20 protein-coding genes and 1 tRNA gene are annotated in these 22,153 nt (G+C 62.4%); 9 read left to right on the forward strand and 12 right to left on the reverse strand.

Annotated elements, in window-relative coordinates; all coding sequences use genetic code 11:
- Nucleotides 1–131: 131 nt before the first annotated feature.
- From OKC44_RS14645 to rsmC, 4 genes are all read right to left on the reverse strand, one after another.
- A tRNA-Leu gene (locus tag OKC44_RS14645) sits at nt 132–217 on the reverse strand.
- Between the two features lie 116 nt (nt 218–333).
- Nucleotides 334–1,794, reverse strand: a complete 1,461-nt coding sequence (gene glgA, locus OKC44_RS14650) for a glycogen synthase GlgA (RefSeq protein ID WP_270813663.1) — start codon at nt 1,792–1,794, stop codon at nt 334–336.
- Entirely contained in the window at nt 1,784–3,001 is a 1,218-nt protein-coding gene (gene glgC, locus OKC44_RS14655) for a glucose-1-phosphate adenylyltransferase (protein WP_270813664.1), read from the reverse strand. Before glgC ends, glgA begins: the two co-directional genes overlap by 11 nt.
- 149 nt (nt 3,002–3,150) lie before the next feature.
- The gene (gene rsmC / locus OKC44_RS14660) at nt 3,151–4,179 is read right to left on the reverse strand and encodes a 16S rRNA (guanine(1207)-N(2))-methyltransferase RsmC (RefSeq protein ID WP_270813667.1); all 1,029 of its coding nucleotides are present in this window, start codon (nt 4,177–4,179) and stop codon (nt 3,151–3,153) included.
- Nucleotides 4,180–4,459: 280 nt separating this feature from the next.
- On the opposite strand from rsmC, the gene dapA reads away from it, so the two are divergent.
- From dapA to OKC44_RS14680, 4 genes are all read left to right on the forward strand, one after another.
- Nucleotides 4,460–5,332 (forward strand): 4-hydroxy-tetrahydrodipicolinate synthase, encoded by an 873-nt coding sequence (gene dapA / locus OKC44_RS14665; protein WP_011707511.1) that lies wholly within the window; start codon nt 4,460–4,462, stop codon nt 5,330–5,332.
- A 94-nt stretch (nt 5,333–5,426) separates the two neighbouring features.
- Nucleotides 5,427–7,067 carry a GGDEF domain-containing protein gene (locus OKC44_RS14670; RefSeq protein ID WP_139392614.1) on the forward strand — a complete coding sequence of 547 codons (1,641 nt, stop codon included), beginning with the start codon at nt 5,427–5,429 and terminating at the stop codon, nt 7,065–7,067.
- Nucleotides 7,068–7,071: 4 nt separating this feature from the next.
- Entirely contained in the window at nt 7,072–8,175 is a 1,104-nt protein-coding gene (locus OKC44_RS14675) for an EAL and HDOD domain-containing protein (RefSeq protein WP_011707509.1), read from the forward strand.
- Nucleotides 8,176–8,240: 65 nt separating this feature from the next.
- Nucleotides 8,241–8,831: an HAD family hydrolase gene (locus OKC44_RS14680; protein ID WP_203133555.1), complete on the forward strand. Its 591-nt coding sequence runs from the start codon at nt 8,241–8,243 to the stop codon at nt 8,829–8,831.
- A gap of 139 nt (nt 8,832–8,970) precedes the next feature.
- On the opposite strand, the gene hfq is transcribed toward OKC44_RS14680, so the two are convergent.
- A complete protein-coding gene (gene hfq / locus OKC44_RS14685) occupies nt 8,971–9,333 on the reverse strand; it encodes an RNA chaperone Hfq (RefSeq protein WP_011707507.1) in 363 nt (120 codons plus the stop codon).
- Between the two features lie 177 nt (nt 9,334–9,510).
- Between hfq and OKC44_RS14690 the strand changes: the two genes are divergently transcribed.
- Genes OKC44_RS14690 through OKC44_RS14700 form a run of 3 tightly spaced genes read left to right on the forward strand, consistent with a single transcriptional unit; the run spans nt 9,511 to nt 12,999 of the window.
- A complete protein-coding gene (locus OKC44_RS14690; protein WP_270813670.1) occupies nt 9,511–10,791 on the forward strand; it encodes a paraquat-inducible protein A in 1,281 nt (426 codons plus the stop codon).
- Entirely contained in the window at nt 10,784–12,430 is a 1,647-nt protein-coding gene (pqiB, locus tag OKC44_RS14695) for an intermembrane transport protein PqiB (protein ID WP_011707505.1), read from the forward strand. Before OKC44_RS14690 ends, pqiB begins: the two co-directional genes overlap by 8 nt.
- A complete protein-coding gene (locus OKC44_RS14700; RefSeq protein ID WP_016352114.1) occupies nt 12,430–12,999 on the forward strand; it encodes a PqiC family protein in 570 nt (189 codons plus the stop codon). Before pqiB ends, OKC44_RS14700 begins: the two co-directional genes overlap by 1 nt.
- Nucleotides 13,000–13,083: 84 nt before the next feature.
- Here OKC44_RS14700 and ompA read toward each other — a convergent pair whose 3' ends face one another.
- A complete protein-coding gene (gene ompA / locus OKC44_RS14705) occupies nt 13,084–14,142 on the reverse strand; it encodes a porin OmpA (RefSeq protein WP_270813672.1) in 1,059 nt (352 codons plus the stop codon).
- Nucleotides 14,143–14,375: 233 nt separating this feature from the next.
- Here ompA and OKC44_RS14710 point away from each other — a divergent pair, with 233 nt between their 5' ends.
- Nucleotides 14,376–15,110 carry a substrate-binding periplasmic protein gene (locus OKC44_RS14710; protein WP_270813675.1) on the forward strand — a complete coding sequence of 245 codons (735 nt, stop codon included), beginning with the start codon at nt 14,376–14,378 and terminating at the stop codon, nt 15,108–15,110.
- Nucleotides 15,111–15,169: 59 nt separating this feature from the next.
- Here OKC44_RS14710 and OKC44_RS14715 read toward each other — a convergent pair whose 3' ends face one another.
- The gene (locus OKC44_RS14715) at nt 15,170–16,186 is read right to left on the reverse strand and encodes an SGNH/GDSL hydrolase family protein (protein ID WP_039214012.1); all 1,017 of its coding nucleotides are present in this window, start codon (nt 16,184–16,186) and stop codon (nt 15,170–15,172) included.
- A 237-nt stretch (nt 16,187–16,423) separates the two neighbouring features.
- Here OKC44_RS14715 and OKC44_RS14720 point away from each other — a divergent pair, with 237 nt between their 5' ends.
- The gene (locus OKC44_RS14720) at nt 16,424–16,804 is read left to right on the forward strand and encodes a YgiW/YdeI family stress tolerance OB fold protein (RefSeq protein ID WP_270813678.1); all 381 of its coding nucleotides are present in this window, start codon (nt 16,424–16,426) and stop codon (nt 16,802–16,804) included.
- A gap of 73 nt (nt 16,805–16,877) precedes the next feature.
- On the opposite strand, the gene mltC is transcribed toward OKC44_RS14720, so the two are convergent.
- The 5 genes from mltC to exeA all read right to left on the reverse strand — a co-directional run bounded on the left by mltC (nt 16,878) and on the right by exeA (nt 21,934).
- Entirely contained in the window at nt 16,878–17,978 is a 1,101-nt protein-coding gene (mltC, locus tag OKC44_RS14725; protein WP_005305423.1) for a membrane-bound lytic murein transglycosylase MltC, read from the reverse strand.
- Nucleotides 17,979–18,067: 89 nt separating this feature from the next.
- Nucleotides 18,068–18,340 (reverse strand): oxidative damage protection protein, encoded by a 273-nt coding sequence (locus OKC44_RS14730; protein WP_005305420.1) that lies wholly within the window; start codon nt 18,338–18,340, stop codon nt 18,068–18,070.
- Nucleotides 18,341–18,348: 8 nt separating this feature from the next.
- Nucleotides 18,349–19,410 carry an A/G-specific adenine glycosylase gene (gene mutY, locus OKC44_RS14735; protein ID WP_270813680.1) on the reverse strand — a complete coding sequence of 354 codons (1,062 nt, stop codon included), beginning with the start codon at nt 19,408–19,410 and terminating at the stop codon, nt 18,349–18,351.
- Nucleotides 19,411–19,607: 197 nt separating this feature from the next.
- Nucleotides 19,608–20,288, reverse strand: a complete 681-nt coding sequence (gene exeB, locus OKC44_RS14740; RefSeq protein WP_171279799.1) for a GspB family T2SS assembly factor variant ExeB — start codon at nt 20,286–20,288, stop codon at nt 19,608–19,610.
- Complete coding sequence (gene exeA, locus OKC44_RS14745; RefSeq protein ID WP_270813683.1) at nt 20,288–21,934, reverse strand: type II secretion system protein ExeA; 1,647 nt, start codon at nt 21,932–21,934, stop codon at nt 20,288–20,290. The genes exeB and exeA overlap by 1 nt, the downstream gene beginning before the upstream one ends.
- Nucleotides 21,935–22,153: the final 219 nt, after the last annotated feature.

Raw genomic sequence — 22,153 nt, forward strand, 5'->3', positions numbered from 1 at the left:
AGAGGGACTCGAACCCTCACACCCGGGGGGCACTAACACCTGAAGCTAGCGCGTCTACCAATTCCGCCACCTTCGCACATTCGGGTTATCAGTCTGGATTGACATGCTGTCTGATAAAGCATCTTGCAGTATGGTGCGAAGAGAGGGACTCGAACCCTCACATCCGTGGGACACTAACACCTGAAGCTAGCGCGTCTACCAATTCCGCCACCTTCGCATCACTGCGGTGGGGGATTCTATAGAGTTTTGAAGGAGCGTCAACAGCCAAAGGGGACTTTTTTCGCTGTTGACGTTCAAAGCAGCATCAAGGGGACAAAACTTCAGCAATCTGCCTCAGTGGCGGGCCAGTGCGTCCTGATACATCTGCTCGTATTGAGTGACCGAATCCGGCCAGTTGAAGCGGGTGTTCATGGCGTTGCGCTGCACCCGGGCAAACTGCTCGGGATCCTGCAGGTAGTAGAGCAGGCTGCGGCGCATGGCATCGAGCAAGATGTTGGCGGTCGGATCATTGAAGCAGAAGCCGGTTGCGTGTTCCGGGTCGGCATCCCAGTCCACCACCGTATCTTTCAGGCCGCCGACGGCCCGCACCAGCGGCAGGGTGCCATAGGCCAGGCTGTACATCTGGTTGAGTCCACACGGTTCGAACAGGGAGGGCATCAGGAAGAAGTCGGCACCCGCTTCCACCAGATGAGCGAGCCGGTCGTCATAGGTGTTGATGAAGGCGAGCCGGTCCGGGAATTGTTGCGCCAGGGTCTGCAACTGGGCTGCAAGGGAGGGATCGCCCGAGCCGACGATCACCACCTGCACCTTGTGATGCAGAAACTTGTCCAGCACGGGCAGCAGCAGGTGAACGCCCTTCTGTTCGGTCAGCCGGCACACCATGCCATAGATGGGCAGATCCGCCACCGGCAGGCCGGTTTCCTGTTGCAGGCTCTGCTTGCAGATGCGCTTGCCGGCCAGGTCGTCGACGTCATAGGTGGCCGGCAGGAAGTCATCAAACGCCGGATCCCAGTCCTGATAGTCACAGCCGTTGAGGATGCCGCGCAGATCCGCCGCCCGCTGCTGGAAGATGCTGGCCATGCCGTGAGCACCCAGGTGAGTCAGCAATTCGCTGGCATAGTTGGGGCTGACGGCGTTGATCTTGTCGGCATAGAGCACGCCACATTTGAGCAGGTTGACGTGACCGTAGTCGTAGCTGATGCGCTGTTCGTAGTCGGCAATCTCGGGCACGGCCCAGAACTGCTGGCGCTCGAATACCCCCTGAAAGGCCGCGTTGTGAATGCTGATCACGCTGCGGGTGTGCTGGAAGAAGGGGTTGTGGGCGTGACGGGTTTTCAGCAGCAGCGGCAGCAGGCCGGTGTGCCAGTCGTTGCAGTGCACTATGTCGGGAGCAAAGGCGAGCTGTTCGCTGGCGTGCAGCGCGGCCGCGGCCAGAAAGGCGAAGCGCTCGCCGTTGTCCGGATAGGCCTGGTTGTTCTCGGCGTAGAGCTGGGGGCGATCGAAGTACTGCGGGCAGTCGAGCAGGTAGACGCAGACTCCCTCCAGATCCATCTGATAGATGCGATAGCCGATATCCGGCAGGCCCGGGTGGGTTGGCAGCCAGCGCGAGACCAGCAGTTTGGCCTCATCCCGTCGCTTTATCGTCTTGTAGAAGGGCAGCATGATCCTGACATCATGCCCCTTCTGAGCCAGGTACAGCGGTAGGGCTCTGGCCACGTCAGCCAGACCCCCAGTCTTCACAAGCCCCTCAACTTCCGAGGCAACGAACAGGATTTTCAGTGGGTTAATAGCCAACTCTTGCTCCCTTAGGTACCACGACGATACCGCCTTCGGACACGGTAAATCGTTCTCTGTCATGGTCCAGATTTTCACCGATCACGGTGCCGGGCGCAATTTCAACGTTCTTGTCGATGATGGCGCGGCGAATGGAGCAGCCCTCGCCGATCTTCACGTCCCCGAGCAGAACCGACTCGCTGATGTGGCTGCAAGGCCCCACGTTGCAGCGAAAACCCAGGATGGAGCGCTGGATCTGGCTGCCCTGAATGAAGCAGCCGCCGGAGATCAACGAGTTGGCGATCTTCACCTTGCAGTTGTCGGTATCGACGAAGGTGGCGGGCGGCAGCGGCGGGTAGTGGGTGTGCAGCGGCCACTTGCGGTTGTAGAGAGAGAAGGGAGCATCGTCGGCCACCAGGTCCATGTGCGCCTGCCAGTAAGAGTCCAGAGTCCCCACGTCGCGCCAGTAGACGTTGGGCTTCTCGCCCGGAATGACGTTGGTGCTGTAGTCATAGACATAGACGGGGGCGCGCGGGAACAGGCTGGGGATGATGTCCTTGCCGAAATCGTGGCTGGAGTTCTCCTCGGCGGCATCGCGCTTGAGTTCGCGATAGAGCGCCTCGGTCTCGAAGATGTAGTTGCCCATGGAGACCAGCGCCTGGGTGGGATCGCCGGGGATGTGCTTGGGTCGCTTGGGCTTCTCTTCGAAGCCGATCATCCGGCCCTCCTGATCCACCTCGATCACCCCGAAGGCGCTCGCCTCCTCGATGGGCATGCGCAGGGCGGCGACGGTCAGGGCGGCGGCCTTCTGCTTGTGGAAGGTCACCATCTGGCTCACGTCCATCTTGTAGATGTGGTCGGAGCCGAAGATGCAGACGTGCTCGGGGTCGGAGATCTCGATGAAACGCAGGTTCTGGTAGATGGCGTCGGCGGTGCCGTCATACCAGCGTTTGCCCATCCGCATCTGGGCCGGAATCGGGTCGATGAAGCGATCCGTGATGCCGACGATGTTCCAGCCCTTCTTCATATGCAGATAGAGGGACTGGGACTTGAATTGGGTCAATACGTAGATGCGCAGGAAGTCGGCGTTGACGAAGTTGTTGAGGACGAAGTCGATCAGTCGGTAGCTGCCGCCGAAGGGAACCGAGGGCTTGCTGCGGGTGGTGGTGAGTGGCTGGAGGCGAGTACCTTCGCCGCCGGCCAGGATCATGGTGAGTATGCCTGCCATCGTATTTCTCTCCCTGAATTCATACTATGAAAAGGTTTTCAGCTTGATGCAAAAAAACACCCCTAAAGGGGTGGTTTGAGGTGTGACAATTACCTTATCAGATCCCGTATGGGGCTCTCTACCTGTTTCCGGTGACTGGTTACACTTATTTACACTTTGCTCAGATAGACCTTGAATTTGGCATCGCTGCTGATCACTTCAGTCCGTTTGAAGTGCGTCTCCAGTATAGGCTGATATCGCAGGAAGGCGTTGGCAACTATCGTCAGCGAGCCCTGGGATTGCAGATGATCCGGCGCCTTGGCCAGGAAGGTCTCGGTGGCTGCGTAGAAGGTCTTGAGGCCGGCGTGGAACGGCGGATTGGAGACGATGCGGTCAAATTTCCCCTGAATGTCGGAATAGACGTCGGATGCCCGCACCTCGCCCTGCAGGCCGTTGATGGCCAGGGTACGGCGGCTGGACTCCAGCGCCAGCGCGTTGATATCCACCATGGTGACCTTGAGTTCGGGATTGCGCTTGGCCAGCACAGAGCCAATCACCCCGGCGCCGCAGCCGAAATCGAGCAGCGAGCCCTGCATGGCCGGCAGGCTGGCCAGCAGCATCTGGCTGCCGAGATCCAGTTCGGATGCACTGAACACGCCGGGCAGCGCCAGCACGGTCAGTTCGGTGTCGCCGGCCTGGCACTGGTAGTGGCCGAACCAGCCATCCAGCTCAAACGGTTCAACCGGTTTGCTCAGCTCGCCGTGATAGAGGGAGCAGCGGCGGGCCGAGTCACGTTTGACCGGCTTGTCGCCATAGGGGGCCAGCAGCTTGTCGGCCCCATTGATGCCACCGCGGTTTTCACCGGCGAGGAACAGCTCGGCACCGGCCTCCAGCAGTGGGGTCATCATGGCCAGCAGATACTGGGCCTCGGCCTTGGCCTTGGGCATCAGCAGCAGCAGGGCATCGAAACGGGGGGCGCCGCCGAGCTGATGGTCGAACAGGATGGTATCCCCCAGCGCGGCCTGCTGGCTGCGGTAGTAGCAGTAATCCGTGGTAAAGACGGTGAGGGAGTGGGTCAGGGTCGCCAGCTGGAGGGGATAGTCATCCTCCAGCGCGCCGCACACCAGCAGCCGCTTGCCGACAAAGAGGGCTTGGTTTCGTTCCAGCATCTGGCTGACGGCACTGATCGGGCTGCTCATCGGGTCTCTCCACGCAATTTTGGGCGGCCATTATACATAGCCGCTTTCGCCTTGACATTTATGCCGTGTTCCCGAAATATGCCCAGACACCATTTTTTGAGCAGAGATGACGCAATGCGGTTCAACGGGTTGAAACGAAAGCATAAAAAGAGCCTGACATTCGGGCCTGCCGACGTTCGCGCGTAACCTCTCATCCCTGAGCAGATTCAAACCCCGGTTGCGCACATCGTACCGGGGTTTTTTATTGCCACATTCATGAGTCAACGGAGAAGGAAATTCCATGTTCAAAGGTTCAATCGTCGCCCTGATTACCCCCTTTCGACAGGGCAAGCTGGATGAAGAGGCGCTGGCGCGTCTGGTGGAGTGGCATATCGAACAGGGTACCCACGGCATAGTGCCGGTGGGCACCACGGGTGAGAGCCCGACCCTGACCCATGACGAACACTGCCGGGTGGTGGAGCTGGTGGTCAAGCTGGTGGCGGGCCGCATTCCTGTGATTGCCGGGGCCGGCTCCAACAACCCGGTCGAGGCGATCGAGTACACCCGTCATGCCGAGCAGGCGGGGGCCGATGCCACCCTGCACGTGGCCGGTTACTACAACCGCCCCAACCAGGAGGGGCTCTACCACCACTTCAAGGCGGTGCACGACGCCACCAGCAAGCCGATCATCGTCTACAACATCCCGCCGCGCGCCATCGTCGACGTGCAACCGGCCACCCTGGCCCGACTGGCCGAGCTGCCGCGCATTGCCGGGGTGAAAGACGCCACCGGCGATCTGGCCCGCCCCTGGACCGAACGCCAGCTGATCAAGAAGCCGTTTGCCTGGCTGTCCGGTGAAGATGCCACCGCCGTGGCCTACAACATCGGCGGCGGTCAGGGCTGCATCTCGGTGACTGCCAACGTGGCCCCCAAGCTGGTGGCCGAAGTGCAGAACCTCACGCTGGCCGGCCAGTGGCAAGCCGCGCGTGAGCTGCAAGACAAGCTGATTCCGCTGCATCAGGCGATGTTTGCCGAGCCGAGCCCCGCCGGTGCCAAGTATGCGGTCTCCCTGCTGGGCTTTTGCAGCGAGGAGTGCCGTCTGCCGGTGATGCCGCTGTCCGAGGCGACGCGCACCCGCATTCGTGACGCGATGCAGGCGTTGAATCTGTTATAAAAAGTGGGCTCTGGATCGCGCTTTTGACTGGCTAGTCAATTAAAGTGCAATGTTTGTCGATATACTCGCTTGGATACAACCAAGGATGGCAGGCATGCAGGAATGGGATCCAGAGCACTTCACCAGTTTTGAACATCTCTGTGAAGTGACGCTGGCGGCAGTCAGGGAAAAAACCGAAGCCGAACAGATCTACTTGTGGCTGCGGGCGCCCGAGTCCCAGCTATACAGCTTTCAGCTCGAACAGGGGCTGGTCTGCCTGACTGCCGACGCCCTTGCTACGCTCCAGCTGCCAATCGTTTTCATCGAACATGCCCTCGACAAGGGACAGCTGGTGGTGGAGCAGCTAGCCCACCCTCACGACATCTGGGAGACGGTTGAGCCGCAGACGACACGCCTGCGCGCCTGTTTCCCGCTCAAGCGCCACAAGGGGCTGGAGGCAGTGGTCTACCTGGAGACCCGCCGCCGCCTCGATCGCCTCTCCCGTCGCCAGCAACAGAGCATTCAGCTGCTGATGCACTATCTTGCCGCCGAACTGGAGAGCCGGTTGCTCGCCAGCCAGATCGATCTGGAGCGGGATCAACGACTGCATACCCAGGCCGATCTCATCCGCAGCCAGGCGCTGCAAGGCTCCTTCCTCAGCATGTTGCAGGCGCTGCATCAGGTGGGGGTTCAGCTCTCCCGCTGCGACAGCGAGCATCAACTGCTGCGCGAGGCCGTGGTGCTGGCCCGCCAGGATCTGCAGTTCGATCGCATCGCCATCTTCCTGGTCGACGCCGAGTTCAAGACCATGCACGGTACCTGGGGTACCAACGAAGCGGGCGAGCTGATCGACGAACATCACTTCATCAGTCCCATTCCCGATCACCCCACGGTGCAGGAGGCGCTGCGCCGCAAGGATTATGTGCTGGTGCTGGAGGATGCGCCGCTCTACTACGAAAAGCAGGAGGTGGGGCGCGGCTGGAACGCCATGGTGTCGCTGTGGGACGGCGCCACCCCGATCGGCTGGATTGCGGCCGACAACCTGCTGTGGCGTCGACCGCTCAAGGCCTATCAGAGCGAGATCTTCAAGCAGTATGCGGCCATGCTCTCCCAGTTGCTGATCCGCCAGCGTACCCAGGAGGCGCTTGAGCGTTTCAATCGTGAGCTGGAACAGCGGGTCAGCGAGCGCACCATGCAGCTGGCGGAGACCAACCGGGCGCTGGAGGAGGCCAACAAGCGCCTGTCGCTGTTGTCGCTGGAGGACCCGTTGACCGGTATCGCCAACCGCCGCCACTGGGATCTCACCATGCAGCGGGAGTGGGAGTGGGCGCGCCGCCATCAAAACCTGCTGGCGGTGCTGATGATCGATGTGGATGAGTTCAAGTCCTACAACGATCACTTCGGCCACGCCAAGGGGGACCAATGCCTGCAGCAGGTGGCCGGTCTGCTGCAGGAGGCGGAGCGGCGGCGCACCAACCTGGTGGCCCGTTACGGCGGCGAAGAGTTCGTGATCCTGTTGTGCGGTCCGCAACCCGGCGAAGCGGAGCGATTGGCGGAACAGATTCACCAGGGGCTCAGCGAATTAAAGATCCCGCATCCGGCCTCCCGAGTTGCTGATTTCATTACGGTTAGCATAGGCTTTAGCTATCTGGTTCCCTCGCTGGATGGAACATGGCAGAGCTTGACCGAACAGGCTGATCAGGCGCTCTATCATGCCAAATCGCAGGGGAGGGCGTGTACGCTAGCCTATCGGTGAGCCCATGTTGTTACGTCGCTATCCCATCTTCAACCGCCGCCTTGCCCTCGTCGCCTATGGCATTGACTATCAGCTTGCCGACCCGTCCGAATGGACGCTGCTGGCGGCTCAGTGCCGGCTGCTGGCACAGGGACGGCAATACCTGCTGCCCTTCACTCACGAGCAGCTCGATGAACTGCGCCCCCTGCTGTTCGATCAGGACACCATACCGCTGGTCGAAGCCTCGGCCGATCGGCTGCCCGCCTCCTTCCCCGTGCTGGAGCAGTGGCGCGACTACCGGCGCCGGCTGGCGGTGCACGGTGCCCAGCGCGAGCCGCGCTGGTTCAACGCCTCCCGGCTGCTGGTGTTCTGGATGGGTGAAGAGGGGATCCGCCAGCCGACCGAGCACAAGCGGATGGCCCTCGACATCGAGACCTGGGGAGACTTCCTGCCGCTCAAGGAGGCGGGAGTCGACTTCTTCGCCGGCGGTTTTCTCGCCCGCCCCGAGCTGGTCAACCAGCGTGCCGCCCAGCCGGACATGAAGCTGGTACAGGAGATACTGCAGCTGATCTGCCGCGAGGAGTTCTCCTTCGCCCGGGTGGCCACCCTGCTGGAGCAGGATGCCTGGTTGCCGGGGCAGTTGCTGAGCTATGTCAATGCCCCCGGTTTCGATCACGCCAGCCCCATCGTCTCGGTCACCCGGGCGCTCTCCTATCTGGGGGAGCAGGAGATCCGCAAGTTCGTGCTCATCTACGGGCTGGCCAGGGTCAGCCAGCACATGCCGGAGGCCTGCACCCGCATGGCCATCGCCCGCGGCCGCTTCTGCGAGCTGATCGCCCTGAATGCGCTCGGCAAGGCGGCTGCCAGCTGGGCCTTTCTGGTGGGGTTGGTTCTAGATGGCTCGCTGCTCTCCGAGCAGCTCAAGGCCCACCTGCCCAAGGACGTGAGGCGGGCGCTGGAGTCTCGCGAGGGGCCGCTCTTTCATCTGTTCCAACTGGTGAAGAGCTATGAACAGGGGGATTGGCCCTTGCTGGCCCAGCTGGCGCCCACTTATCAGCTGGAGCCCGCCAGACTGACGCCCATCTATTTTCAGGCACAAATGTGGGGGCAAGCGTTTCTCGCCACCTAGGCCGTGGCGAGCAAAGATGGCTCTGGCTAGAATGGGGACCCTTTGTTCAGAGACAGACTCCGCACATGACCCTATCCGGATTTCAAGGCCTGGTATTTGACCTCGACGGCACCCTGGTGGACTCCATGCCGCTGCACCTCGCCGCCTGGGCGCACACGGCCCGCGAATTTGGCTTTCACTTCGATGCCGACTGGTTCTATGAGCTGGGCGGCATGCCGAGCCGCAAAATCGCCCTGCTGGTGACCGAGCAGCAACAGATCGCGCTGGATCCGCTCATCGTGACCCGCTGCAAGACCGAACACTACGTGGCCAACCTGCACAAGGCGACCGTCTTCCCGGCCATGCTGGAACTGGTTGAGCACTACCATGGCCGCATCCCGATGGGGATCGGTACCGGCTCGCCCCGCATCAATGCCGAGGCCGTGCTGCGCAACACCGGGCTGGATCGCTACTTCCCCGTGGTGGTGACCGCCGACGATGTGGAACTGCACAAACCCCATCCCGATACGTTTCTGCTGGTCGCACGTCGGCTGGGGGTCGAGCCGGCAGGCTGTCTGGTATTCGAGGATACGGGGATCGGCGTGCAGGCTGGTCAGGCTGCGGGGATGCAGACCTGCATGGTCAGGGATGGCCGACCGGTCGACTTGCAGTATTGAAGGGAAGAGAGAGAAAACGGATGGTTCTACTCGGAGGAAGAGTGGAGTCCATTCTCATACGGGACAGACATGATACATGAGAATGGACTCGGTCACCCTTTGACGCAGCAATGGCGTCGGGGTGACCCAGGCAAGTGCATTACTGCTCGCTGCTACCGCCGCCCTGGTTGTCGTCGTAACGACCGGGCGCGCCATGGGGGCGCGGCGCCATGGAGACGCGGGGTTTGCGGGCACGCTGGATGCTGACCTGAGGCCGGCCGGAGTGCATGGCGATGGTGGAAATCTTGGCCTTGTAGACCAGCTGCTGGTTGCCGTGGGCATCGGTCAACAGCACGCTGTACTGGTCGAAACCGCTGATGGTCCCCTCCAGCTTGATGCCGCTCACCAGGAAGATGGCGACCTGACTGCGATTCTTGCGCAACCAGTTGAGGGCAGAATCTTGCCCGTTCCCGAGGGAGAAGGCTTGCTCAATCGTGGAGTAGCTTGGGGATTCAGTTGTCATAAATTATTGTCCCGCGGAAAAAAAGTGGCGTTTGATTGTGCTAAATGGTCACTTGCTTGTCAAAGTCATTCTCACACCTGACCCGGATGGTGCAACGACAGGGCTGGTCGGCGCGGGCCGCTGCTGTAATAATTGGCGGCTCTGGCCCCGTGGCGGGCCTCATGCTGGGGTTTCATCTTGCATCCGGTTTCACACCAACACCAACCCACCTATACCCATGACGCCACCGCGTGCGAAGAGTGCGACCTGCTGGTGCCGGCCACCACGCTGGCCGTGGGGGAGGCGAGCAGCTGCCCGCGTTGCGGTCACACCCTGAGCCGCCATCTGCCGGAGCAGGAGCGCAGGCCCATCGCCTACGGCTTTGCGGCCATCATCATGTTCGCGCTCTCCAACTCCTTTACCTTCATGTCCTTCTCCGCCAAAGGGGTGGGGCAGGAGATGACCTTTCTGCAGTGCATCACCACCCTGGTGGATCAGGGCTATTTGTTCCTCGGGGCCGTGCTGAGCCTGACCCTGATCGGCCTGCCGCTGGTCTATATCGGTTCCATCATGCTGGTGTTGTGGCGGGTCGACAAGGATCTGCACAGCAACGCCCTGCGCTCCCTCGGCCGGCTGCTGTGCCGGATCAAGCCCTGGCTGATGGTGGATGTGTTCCTCATCGGGGTGCTCATCTCGCTGGTCAAGCTGATGGGGATGGCCGACATCAAGATGGGCCTGTCGTTCTGGGCGTTCGTCGGCTACACGGTGCTGCTGATCAAGATGATCTCGTCGCTGGACCGGATGTGGCTGTGGCAACGATTGTTCGGGCCGAGCGAGCTGCACGGGCTGACGGTGGAGGATGACGAGGCCAGCGCCATGACCTCCGGGCTGGTGGGCTGCCACATCTGCGGCGCCCTGAGCGAGGCCGGGGCCGACAGTTGCAAACGGTGCGGCGATCATCTGCACAGCCGCAAACCGGGTGGGCTGAACCGGACCTGGGCGCTGCTCTTCACCTCGGTGATCCTCTACATCCCGGCCAACCTCTATCCCATCATGGACACCGTCTTCCTCGGGGATGACAGCCCCTCCACCATTCTCGGCGGGGTGGTGCTGCTGTGGGCCATGGGCTCCTATCCCATTGCCGCGGTGATTTTTTTCGCCAGCGTGGTGGTGCCGCTGGTGAAGATCCTGGCGCTGCTGTGGCTCTGCTACATGGTGCAGCGTGGCCAGGGGGCATCGCCCCTTGGCAAGCTCAAACTTTATCGCATGACTGAATTCGTGGGACGCTGGTCGATGATCGACGTCTTCGTGGTGGCCATCCTGGCGGGCCTGATCCGGCTCGACAACCTGATGACCATCTATCCGGGCCCTGCGGCCGTCGCTTTTGCGGGTGTGGTGCTGATCACCATGGTGGCAGCCATGAGCTTCGATTCCCGCCTGATCTGGGATTTACAACAAGGAGAACGCGAACGTGAGTGAGCGTAAGAAAAGGTGGAAACCCGGCTCTGATTTTCTGAGCTCGGCCGCCGCTATCTGGATGGTGCCGCTGCTGGCGCTGTTCATCGGGATCTGGATGCTGTTCCAGCACTGGTATTCACAAGGTCCCAGCTTCACCCTGACGGTGGCGACGGCCGAAGGCATAGTGGCGGGCAAGACGGTGATCCGCTCCCGCGAGGTGGAAGTGGGCCGCATCGAGGCGGTGGAGCTCAGCGAGGACTACAGCCATGCGGTGCTGAAGGCCCGTTTGACCAACGCCGCCGCCGGCATGCTCAAGAAGGACAGCCAGTTCTGGGTGGTCAAGCCCAGAGTCGGTCGGGAGGGGGTCTCCGGCCTCGGTACCCTGCTCTCCGGCGCCTACATCGAACTGGCACCCGGCAAGAAGGGCAAGGCCCGCGACGAGTACGCCATGCTGGACAAGCCGCCACTGGCCTCGCAGGACGCCAAGGGGCTGCGACTATCGCTGAGCAGCCGCGACACCCGGGCGCTCGGGGTCGGCTCGCCCATCAACTACCAGGGCTTCACCATAGGCCAGGTGGAAGAGGCGAAGTTCCTGCCCGAGAAGAGCGAGATGCAGTATCAGATCTTCATCAATGCCCCCTATGACGTGCTGGTGAGCAGCAACTCCCGCTTCTGGATGACCCCGGGTTTCGAAGTCTCCATGAGCAGCGAGGGGATGAAGGTGAAGATGGATTCGCTGGAGAGCCTGCTGGACGGCGGCATCACCATGGGGCTGCCGCCCGGCTGGGCGCCCGGCGAGCCGGTCAAGCAGATGGACGACTTCACCCTGTTCCAGGATCAGGCCAGCGTACTGGCCGGTAGCCTGGATCAGTTCATCGACTACGTGTTCCTGTTCGAGGACAGCGTCGGCGGCCTGCACCCGGGCGCAGCGGTGGAGTATCGCGGCATCCGGGTCGGCACCGTCATCTCGGCCCCCTATCTCATCGACGAGAAAGGGGTGCAGATGTTCCAGAGCCGGCAGATCCCGGTACTGGCGCGGATCGAGGTACAACGTCTCTCCCACCGCTATGCCAATGCGGAGAAGGAGCAGTGGCGGGCGCTGTTCGGTCGGCAGTTCAAGGAAGGGTTGCGGGCGACGCTCAAGACCTCCAGCCTGCTGACCGGGGGCAAGGTGGTGGATCTGAACTTCTATCCAGATGCGCCCAGGTTCCAGCCCACCAAGCTGGCGGGCTATCAGGTGTTCCCGACCGTACAGGCCGGGCTGGATCAGATTGAGCGCAAGGTGAACCAGATCCTCGACAAGTTCGTCGACATGGACACCGCCAAGACGCTGAACCAGGTGAACCACACCCTGGTGACCCTGGAGCAGACCCTGAAGAACGTCAGTGCGGTGAGCGCCAATCTGGACAAGTTCACCGGTCAGAGCGCGACCCAGCAGTTGCCGGCGTCCCTCAACGACAGCCTGAAGCAGTTGCAGAGCACGCTGCAGGAGTACGATGCCAACTCCCAGACCAACCAGGATCTGCGGCAGTCGGTGCAGTCGCTCAACCAGTTGATGCGTGAGTTGCAGCCGCTGGTGCATTCGCTCAACGAGCAGCCGAGCTCGTTGATTTTCGATCGGGCTCGCCCCCGTGATCCCGAGCCCAAGCGAGGTCAATGATGAAGAAACAGATGATGGCGCTGGCCTTGCTGGGCCTGCTGGCGGGTTGCAGTTCCGCGCCGACGCAACTGCACTACTACTCCCTCGACGCCGAGGCGCAGCAAGCGGCCGCGGTGGTGGCTCAGCCGCAGCACCAGCTGGTGCTCAAGCCGGTGTCCCTCTCCGGCCAGCTGGATCGGATGAGCCTGGTCTATCAGCTGGAGGGCAAGGAGCTGCACTTCGCCGAGTACCATCGCTGGGCGGGGTCGCTGGATGCCCAGCTCGATCAGCTGACCCTGAACGGCCTCTCCAGCCGCTTGCCGGGTTGGGTGGTGCGGCAGGACGGTGCCCGCAAGGGGCCGGTGTTGACCATTTCGGTGGAGCGCTTCCAGGGGCGCCACGACGGTCGCGCCGTATTGAGCGGCCGCTGGCGCCTGCTGACCGAAGAGGGCACGGTACTGCGTGACGTCCCCTTCCAGCAGGTGCGGGTGTTGCCGGCCGATGGCTACGGCACTCTGGTGAGCGAGCTGGGGGCTGGCTGGCAGCAACTGCTCGATCAGATTGCGGCAGAGGTGCGCAAGGGCGCCTGACGCTGTGCCGATGCACGACCCAAAATGGAACGGGAGGCCTTGGCCTCCCGTTTTTTATTCGTGGCTGTCAGCCACGCTTGATGATCACTGCTGAACTTCCGAGATCCCTTCGACCTTGACCTCAACCCGGCGATCCGGGGCCAGGCAGACGATCAGCTCTTTCTTGGACTTGCTGGTGCAGCTGTCGCCGGTGACCGGATTGCCCTTGCCGCGACCTTCCACGTTGACCTTGCCTGCCGGCAGGCCCTTGCCGACCAGATAGTCTGCGACGGTCCTGGCGCGCTGCTCGGAGAGCTTCTGGTTGTAGGAATCGGAGCCGATGCGGTCGGTATAGCCGATCACGGTGGCGACGCCATCCTTGGGTCTGGCCTGCTCAATCTGGCTGTAGAGGTTGTCCAGCGCCTGGCCGGCGGCCGGCTTGAGGGTGGCCTTGTTGAAGTCGAACAGCACGTCCGAGCTCAGGGTGAACTGCTTGTCGACCACTACCGGCTCGGGCGCCGGGGCCGGCACCGGTGCGGCCACCACGGGGGCTACCTGACCGAAGCGATAGACCACGCCGACCGCCAGCAGGCCGTTGTCGAGTTCGGCCCCGGTCTTGTCGAGCGCCTTGTCGCCGAGCGGGGTGGTGTACTGGTATTCGAGACGGGCGGCCCAGTCGCGGTTGAAGGCGTATTCGGCGCCCAGCGCACCGACGAAGGCGGCGCCGTTGTCATTGTCCAGCTGTTTGCTGTCGGTCCAGGCGTAGGCGCCACCCAGGCGGGTATAGAGATCCAGGCTCTCGCTGACCGGCAGGCCGATCTTCATGGTGAGCTGGGCCAGCTGGGCTTTGATCTCGTCTCGGCTGATGTCGGTGGGGATCAGCTTGTCGGTCGCCGTGTACTTGTATTTGCCGAGCCAGTCATAACCGAGCTCGACACCGAGGTTCTGGTTGATTTGATAGCCGAGGAAGGCGCCGGCACCGACGTCATTCTTGTCCTCTTCGCTGATGGCGTAGTCGTCCTTGATAGCCTGGTTGTGATCGACGCCATAGAAGTTGGACCAACCCAGCTTGGCACCGCCATACCAGGTGTTGTCCTGTCCGGCTGCCTGGGCGTTGGCCGCAAGCAAGCCTGAAACCAGCAAGGTAATCAGTGTTTTATTCATGTTGAGCCTCTGCAATTTCATATTGTTGGGGGGAGGTTGATAGGGTCGCCTCTCCTTATGGGTCGGGGCTTATAGCACAGCCACAACAGATTAAGGGTAGTCGCTTTAAGCAGGTTCTCAACCAACTGATATAAAACATAATGTGATTACCATTGCCGCAATTTGCCGCGGGGATTTGCGCTCTGGCGAGGGAACGCAATAGTTAACCGAGGCGGATTTGCTGCGAGGTGGGCATGAACATCAGATGGATATGGCTGTGCTGGGCATTGTGGCTGGCGCCGGGCTGGGCGGCCGAGACCCTGCAGGTGGTGACCGAGGACTATGCGCCCTACAACTATCTGGAGGAGGCTGACGTCAAAGGGCTCGGCACCGAGGTGGTGGAGGCCATGCTGGAGCAGGCCGGCTTCGAATACACGCTGGATATCTACCCCTGGGCGCGGGCCATCTCGCTGGCGCGCAGCCGCCCCAACGTGCTCATCTACAGCATCAGCCGCTTCCCCGAGCGCGAGGCGCAGTTCCAGTGGATCGGGGCGATAGCGCAGATCAATTTTCACGTCTTCGCCCTGGCCAAGCGGGACGACATCAAGCCGTTCAGCCAGCTGTCGCAGGCTCGGGCCTGGTCCATCGGTACGGTGCGCAACGACGCGCTGGAGCAGTACCTGATCGGTCGCAAGTTTTCCAACCTGCAACGCAACAACAACCACGAGGCCAACATGCTCAAACTGCTGATGGGGCGCATCGATCTCTGGCCGGTATCGCAGGAGACGGCCAACTACTATGTGCATCAGGCAGGCTATGGGCCTGAGGCCCTCAAGATAGTGCACGACATCGAGGATTTTACCGGAGGCGATCTGTACGTGGCGGCGAGTCTGAAGACGCCGCCCGAGGTGATCAAGCGACTGCAGGAGGCGCTGGCCACCATCAAGCAGAACGGCATCTACGACGGCATCGTCAAGCGCTACCGCTGAGCGGTGGGTCCGCCGGGGCCGCACAATAAAAAGGGCCGACTGTCGTCGGCCCTTTTTCATCAGTGGGCGAGGAACTCGTATTGAGCCTCGATGAAGGCGCCGGCCCGCTCGCTCAGGGCGGCGTGCACGACAGTGGTGGGGTGCACCTGATCCCAGAACATCTTGCCTTCGCAGTCGAGGGTGCTGGCGCTGCGCCGTACCATGGGGCTGGCAACGGCCTGGGCCAGCAGCGGGTTGCCGGCGATGGCGAGCCGCTCCTGCGGGTTGAAGGCGGAGAGGCTGCTGTCGCTGGCGACGCTGGCTGCACTGCGGGAGGCAAACGGCTTCCACACATAGCCGCCGCCGTAGCAGGCGTTCTCGGTGTCACTCAGGCCGAAGTTCTGCGGCTCGCGCAGCATCTCGGCGAACTGCTTGTCGATCTCGAACAGCTTGACGATGCCGGTGGGGGCCAGCTGGCGTGCCAGGTTCAGCAGCAGCTGGTTGTGGTAGGCGGAGACATGGCTGGCCGCCTCGACCACCTTCTGGCTGCGGGCGGAGGGGTTCTGGCCCAGATCCGGCAGGTTGAACAACAGAATCTGCTTGGCGCCGTTCAATACCATGCGGTTGGCCGCATCGCTGATGGCGTCGCGCACCCGCTTGGCATCCTGCTCGGTGTTCCAGCCATAGGCCAGGTAATCGTTGGCACCGACCCAAAGGATCACCAGATCATCGGGCTTGAAGCTGTCCTTTTGCAGGAACTGGGTCACCTCGTAATCCAGGTTGTTGATGACCTGATACTTGGGATTCCAGGAGATCTTGTTGTAGGCCACCGCGGTGGCGCCCCCTTCCGCCTCGTTGGCGATGGTCAGTCCCGGGAACTGCTGGGTCAGCTGCTCCAGCCAGACCGGCCCGTTGGAGAAGCGGCCCTGATAGTAGGGGGGGCTGGAGGGGAGGTAACCGCGCATCTTGCTGTACATCTTGCCGGTATCGGAGAGGCTGTCGCCAAACATCACGATCCGGGAGAAGGCGGGGCGACTGTCGGCTGCCTGAACTGTCAGCGCGAAGAGTCCCAATAAACACACAAACCATTTCTTCATCTTGTTGTTCTCATTGGTTGGAAGCAGGTGGTGCCTGCAGGCTGTTCCTCGATAGGCAAAGGTGCTGGGAAGCTGTTTTGCCATCTTGCAGGGTATCTAGCCGAATTTAATTTCGCAGTATGCGATATGGATTAAATCGATTACGGTCACACCGCTGTCCCCCAGATGGGGAGGCTTCACGTTTGTTTCACGCACCGGCCGGCACACTGCTCCCGTACCCAATGACAGGAGCATGAAATGAACAAGGCAAGAGTAATCGGTCTGTTGACCCTGATGTCCATCTCTTCTTTCGCCATGGCGGCCTATACCGGCCCGCAGGAGCAGAACAAGGTGTCCGTCGCGCAGTTGAAGGATCTGGCCGATGACAGCTGGGCCACCCTGGAAGGGAAGCTGGTCAAGCACCTGGGCGGCGAGAACTACATGTTCCGCGACGCCAGTGGCGAGGTGGAAGTGGAAGTGGATCAGGATGTGTGGCGCGGCACCGAGGTGGGCCCGGACGATCTGATCCGTATCCGTGGCGAGGTGGACCACAGCTGGAACAAGACCGAAGTGGAGGTGGAGAGCCTGGAGAAGGTGGGCGCCGCCCCGCAGAGCAAGGGCGGTTTCATCGCCAAGTAAGGCCTGACCCCCTACGCCAGACGTAACAAGGGCGCCTCCATTAGGCGCTCTTTTGCTTTTGGTCTTGGTCTGCTTAGCCGGTACGGGCCAGCGTGCGCTTGAAGCCCTTCTCGGCCTGATTGACCTTGTAGAGATAGCGTCTGGCTTCCGCCTTGGGGTGCTGCTCGGTCAGGATCTGGTACACCGCCTCGGGCGAGAGCTGGTTGATCATGCCGGGCGCCGCCTTGCGGTCGCTGGAGAAGGTGTTGAGCACCCCGCCGGCGCCGCCGTTGTAGGCGGAGATGACGGCGTAGCGGCGCGAGCGCGGATCCTGGATATCCACCAGATAGACGGTCTGCAGCAGGTGCAGGTAGGCGGTCCCGACGTCGATGTTGTAGGCCGGGTTGAACAGGTCCTCCCGGGTCGGCTGGCCGCTCTTGCCCTTGACCCGTACGTAGACGTCCCGCCCGGCGGTAGCCGGGATCACCTGCATCAGGCCGTAGGCGTTGGCATGGCTGACCGCATAGGGGTTGAAGCTGCTCTCGGTCTTGATCACCGCGTAGATCAGGCTCTCGGCCACCCCGTACTTGCGGGAGGCTTCCCGGATCAGGCTGGCGTACTTGTAGCCCCGTCGATCCTCGTGGTTGGCCACCATGGGGATGTCGACGAAGAAGATGGTGCGAATGCCCAAGGTGCGCTTCTTCATCGCCGTGTTGAGCAGGTAGTCGGCATAGCGCTCGGCGCGCCAGTCGAAGCGGATCGGCTGGCCCTGGTTGTCCAGCACCTGGCCGTAAAGGAAGGGCTCGCCGCCGGGCAGGATCTCGGCGTCGGAGTAAAGATCCACTTCCGCCGGATCGTCTGGGGTGAGCAGGGTCTCGATGATGGCGCGGCGCAGGTGGGAGCGCGGGTCGATGCCGGAGACGGTCTCGACCATGATGTGGCCACTGGAGAAGTCGATGTGGGCCCGGCTCTTGTACTGATCCGTGTATTTGACGTAGTCAAACTTGCCCGCAAACAGCGCCTCACGCCCCCATATCTCGTTCACGTTGTGGGAGAGCGCGCTGATCATGTGTTCGAAACCGCGGATGTCCTTGCCGTTGACGAGATCGTCATCCTCGTTGCCATTGGGCTTGGGGGAGGATGAGCAGGCAGAGAGAAACAGCAGGGTGCACAGCAGCCAGAAAATTCGGCCCATAGAGTCCTCAAACTGGGCGGCGGGCCGCCCGTCACTTCCGTCATTGCCGTGAGTCGACGGGGCCGGCCTGCGCCGGCCCCGTTCACGGATTATTTGCTGGGCGGGGTATAACCGTCGATGGCCACTTCACCCGCTTCGAACAGGTAGTTCACCATCTCTTTCTCCAGCAGCTGGCGATGCTCGAGGTTCATCATGTTCAACTTCTTCTCGTTGATCAGCATCACCTGCTTCTTCTGCCACTCGGTCCAGGCTTCCTTGCTGATGTTGTCAAAAATGCGCTTGCCGAGTTCACCGGGGTAGAGCTGGAAATCGAGACCCGGGCCCTCTTTTTTCAGGCGCTGGCAAAATACGGTACGGCTCATGTTGACCTCTATGGTTGTAAGTCCGGATAGGCGAGCAGACGGGCCGTGGCGGCCGCCAGACCCACCTCTGCAGGATGGCGTAAGTTATACCAGAGTCGGTTATCCGCTTCCATGAGCAGGGGGGCCGGCGGTGCGTCGGTTTCGAGCAGCATGGGCCGGATATCGAGGTGAAAGTGGCTGAAAGTATGGCGAAAACCGGCCAGTTCACGGGGTTCGCTGCCGGTCAGGCCGAGCCGCTGCAACAGCCCCGCCACTTCGGCGTCCGACTCCACCTGGGGGAAGCAGTAGAGCCCGCCCCAGATCCCCTGCGGCGGCCGCTTCTCCAGCAGCAGCTGATCGCCGTGGCGGATGAGCAGCATGATGCCGGTACGGGCCGGGATGCTCTTCTTGGGCTTGCTGTTGGGGTAGGCGGTGGGGTTGCCCTGCGACAGCCCCTGGCAATCCTCCCGCACCGGGCAGCGCTCGCAAGCGGGCTTGCTGCGGGTGCAGACGGTGGCGCCCATGTCCATCATGGCCTGGTTGTAGTGGGCCACCCCGAGCTTGGGGGTGAGGCGGGTGGCCAGCTCCCACAGATCGTTCTCCACCTGCTTCTGGCCGGGCCAGCCGGGCAGGGCCAGCCAGCGGGTGAGTACCCGCTTCACGTTGCCATCCAGAATGGCGTGGGGCTGGCCAAGGGAGAGGGAGAGCACGGCGCCCGCGGTGGAGCGGCCGATCCCCGGCAGCGCCATCACCTCCTCCAGTCGCTCCGGGAAGAGACCGTCATGGAGGTCGCGGATCTGCTGGGCCGCCTTGTGCAGGTTGCGGGCGCGGGCGTAATAGCCGAGCCCGGTCCAGTGGTGCAGCACCTCGTCGATGGGGGCGTCGGCCAGCGCCAGCACGTCGGGAAAGCGGGCCATAAAGCGCTGATAGTAGGGAATGACCGTAGCGACCTGAGTCTGCTGCAGCATGATTTCCGAGACCCAGACCCGGTAGGGGGTCTTCTCCTGTTGCCAGGGCAGGGTCTTGCGGCCGTGGAGCTGATACCAGTCCAGGATCCTGGTGGCGAAGGTCGCGTTATCTGAGTTGTTCACATTATGCTCATGTTATTGATTTAAAACTAAATTGACTAACGTGTAGCGGTCTTGGCGCTGACACCAGTGCAACGCCCGGTTGGCGAAGGTGGTGTGGTTCGGATTGCTCACGTTGTTCTCATGTTATTGATTAAAAAGGGGAGCTCTCAGGCTCCCTCTTGAAATGGTGGCCAGCTTCGGGCTGGCAGGGGCGCGCTTCAGCCGCGCCAGTCCTGCAGCGCCTTGAGGCTGACGTTCTGGCCGCCCACCTGCAGGATGATGTAATCCTGGGCGATGGCGAGCAGGGTGACGCCAGGGGCGACCTCGCTGCCTTCCCGGTAGGTGCGCCCGTTCAGGGTCACGGCCCGGTTGGCCGGGTTGGAGGAGAAGACGTGGGCACCGTAGGCCAGCGGCGGCACCTGCTGGCGGAGTGCCTGCGGCAGGGCGCTGAGCGGCGTGGCCTGCAGTTCTTCCGGCACCTGTGGTGGCGCGCTCTGCTGCAACGGGGTGTTGTTGAGTGCATTGAGGATGCGCTCGGCCAGCCCCTGGCTACTGTCGGCGGGTGCCGGTGCGGGCTGGGCATCGGCTTTGGGGATGATCACGGGTTCGGGCGGCGGCGGTGGCAGCGGACGGGTGATCATCGGCTTGGGCTCGACCCGCACGAAGGGCGGCGTCACGACCTCCTTCACCTCCACCGTCTTCTCGATGGGGCGGTTGTTGAGCAGGTGCCAGCCGTAGTTGGCGGCGGCCCCCATCACCAGTGCCAGCGGGGCCAGCAGCCACCAGATCCAGCGCCTGGGTTGTTCCTCTTCCTGGCTGACCGGCAGCCCCATTGCCGGGATGTGCGGGGTGAACTGGGGCTGGTCGGCCCGCCGCAGCGCCTTGAGCAGGGTGGACATCAGGAAGCCTCCTCCGACAGTGTGTTCATGGCATCGTCATCCTCTGCCGGATCCAGCTTGGCCGGCTTGCTGGCCCGCTGGGCAGGGTCTTCCAGCTTCGGCATGGGTTCGCCAGCCATCACGTTGAGGCGCAGCAGGGTATTGCTGCCGGCGATGCCGTCCGGGTTCAGCCCCTGGGCGCGCTGGAACTGCTGCAGCTTGGTCTTGAGCTCGGCATCGAAGCGGCGGACCTTGCGATCCGGCTGCTGCAGGGCCCGGCTGAGGGCGTTGTCGAGCCACTGCACCTGGTTGGGGCCGGCGTTGTTGCCGATCAGGGTGACACCCCCCTTGGGCATGCGCCACAGCAGGGTGTAGCTGCCGCCCCAGTAATCGCTCAGCCACTGCCTGTCCACCTGCCAGCTCTGGTTGCCGATGAGCAGGTTGGCCTTGTCGGGCCCGAGGTTGACCAGGGTGGCGTAATAGGTGCCGCCGGTCTCGTCGGTCAGGCTGACGAGGGCGGGATACTGCAGGGCCTGCAGATCGGCCAGGGAGGCCTCGCCCTCCTGGCAGCGCAGGCCGGCGCGCGGCGCGTTGTCGCAGGTCGCCTCTTCCAGCTCGGTCTGGTAGCCCCACACCTTGTAGAGATTCTGCATGGCGCTGTCCGGTTCCAGCGCCTGATTGATGGCGCGGGTCAGCTGCTCCTGCTGCTCCGGGGTGTCGTCCACCTTGACCGGCACCTCCACCGTGACCACCGGGCGGGTCGGGAAGAAACCGAAGAACTGCCAGCCCCACCAGCCGGTGGCCACCAGCAAGGCGCCGACCAGCGCCACCATCAAGCCGGACTGCCAGGTGCCCTCGTCACGGATGCCGCTCACCTCGAAGGCCGCCAGGCTGATGTCGCCGTGGACTATCTTGTGGCTGCCGCGGGCGAAGGCGGCGATCAGGGCGCGGTCGCAGATGAGGTTGATGAGGCGCGGGATGCCGCCGGAGAGGCGGTGCAGGGTCTGGATCGCTTTGGGGGTGAAGATGGGCTGCACGCAGCCGGCTACCTGCAGGCGAAAGCGGACATAGGCGTCCACGTCCTGGCAGGAGAGCGGCAGCAGGTGGTAGCGGGCGGTGATGCGCTGGGCCAGCTGGCGCAGCAGGGGCTGGCGCAGCATCTGCTGCAGCTCGGGCTGGCCGATGAGCACTACCTGCAGCAGCTTCTTCTCGTCGGTCTCCAGGTTGGTGAGCAGGCGCAGCTGTTCCAGCACGCCGGGCAGCAGGTGCTGGGCTTCGTCCACCAGCACCACGCTGCGCTTGCCTGCCGCCAGATTGGCCAGCAGGTGATCGCGAATGAGGTCGAACAGCTGCTTGAGGCCGGCATCCTGGCCATAGGCCAGCTGGAACTCGTCGCAGATGGCCGCCAGCAGATCTCGTTCGGTCAGGGATGGATTGAGGATGTAGGCGATCTCGGTCTCGGCCGGCAACTGCTGCAACAGGCAGCGGGAGACGGTGGTCTTGCCGGTGCCCACTTCCCCGGTCAGCAGCACGAAGCCGCCCCCATCCTGCAACCCGTAGTTGAGGTGGGCGAGGGCTTCCCCGTGGCGTTCACTCATGTAGAGGTATTTGGGATTGGGCGAGATGGAGAACGGGTGCTCCGACAGACCGAAGAACTGTGTGTACATAAGGATCCATTCCGTTGTTATGGGCGGCAGGTTAAAGCCTCCCCAAAGGGATGTCAAAGACCCGGATGCCATAAGGGGGGCCAGCGCGCACCCTGATTTGCCGGCGGGAGAAAGGGCGCTGCCGGGTTGGCTGGCGAGGCGGGTGGCGAGGGGCGTTTTGCCTCTCATGGGGCCGTCATGGGCTCGTCCCGCCGACGGGGGATGGGGGCAGCCATAGTC

It is taken from the genome of Aeromonas sp. S41-2 (assembly GCF_027705845.1).
Lineage (GTDB): Bacteria > Pseudomonadota > Gammaproteobacteria > Enterobacterales > Aeromonadaceae > Aeromonas > Aeromonas hydrophila.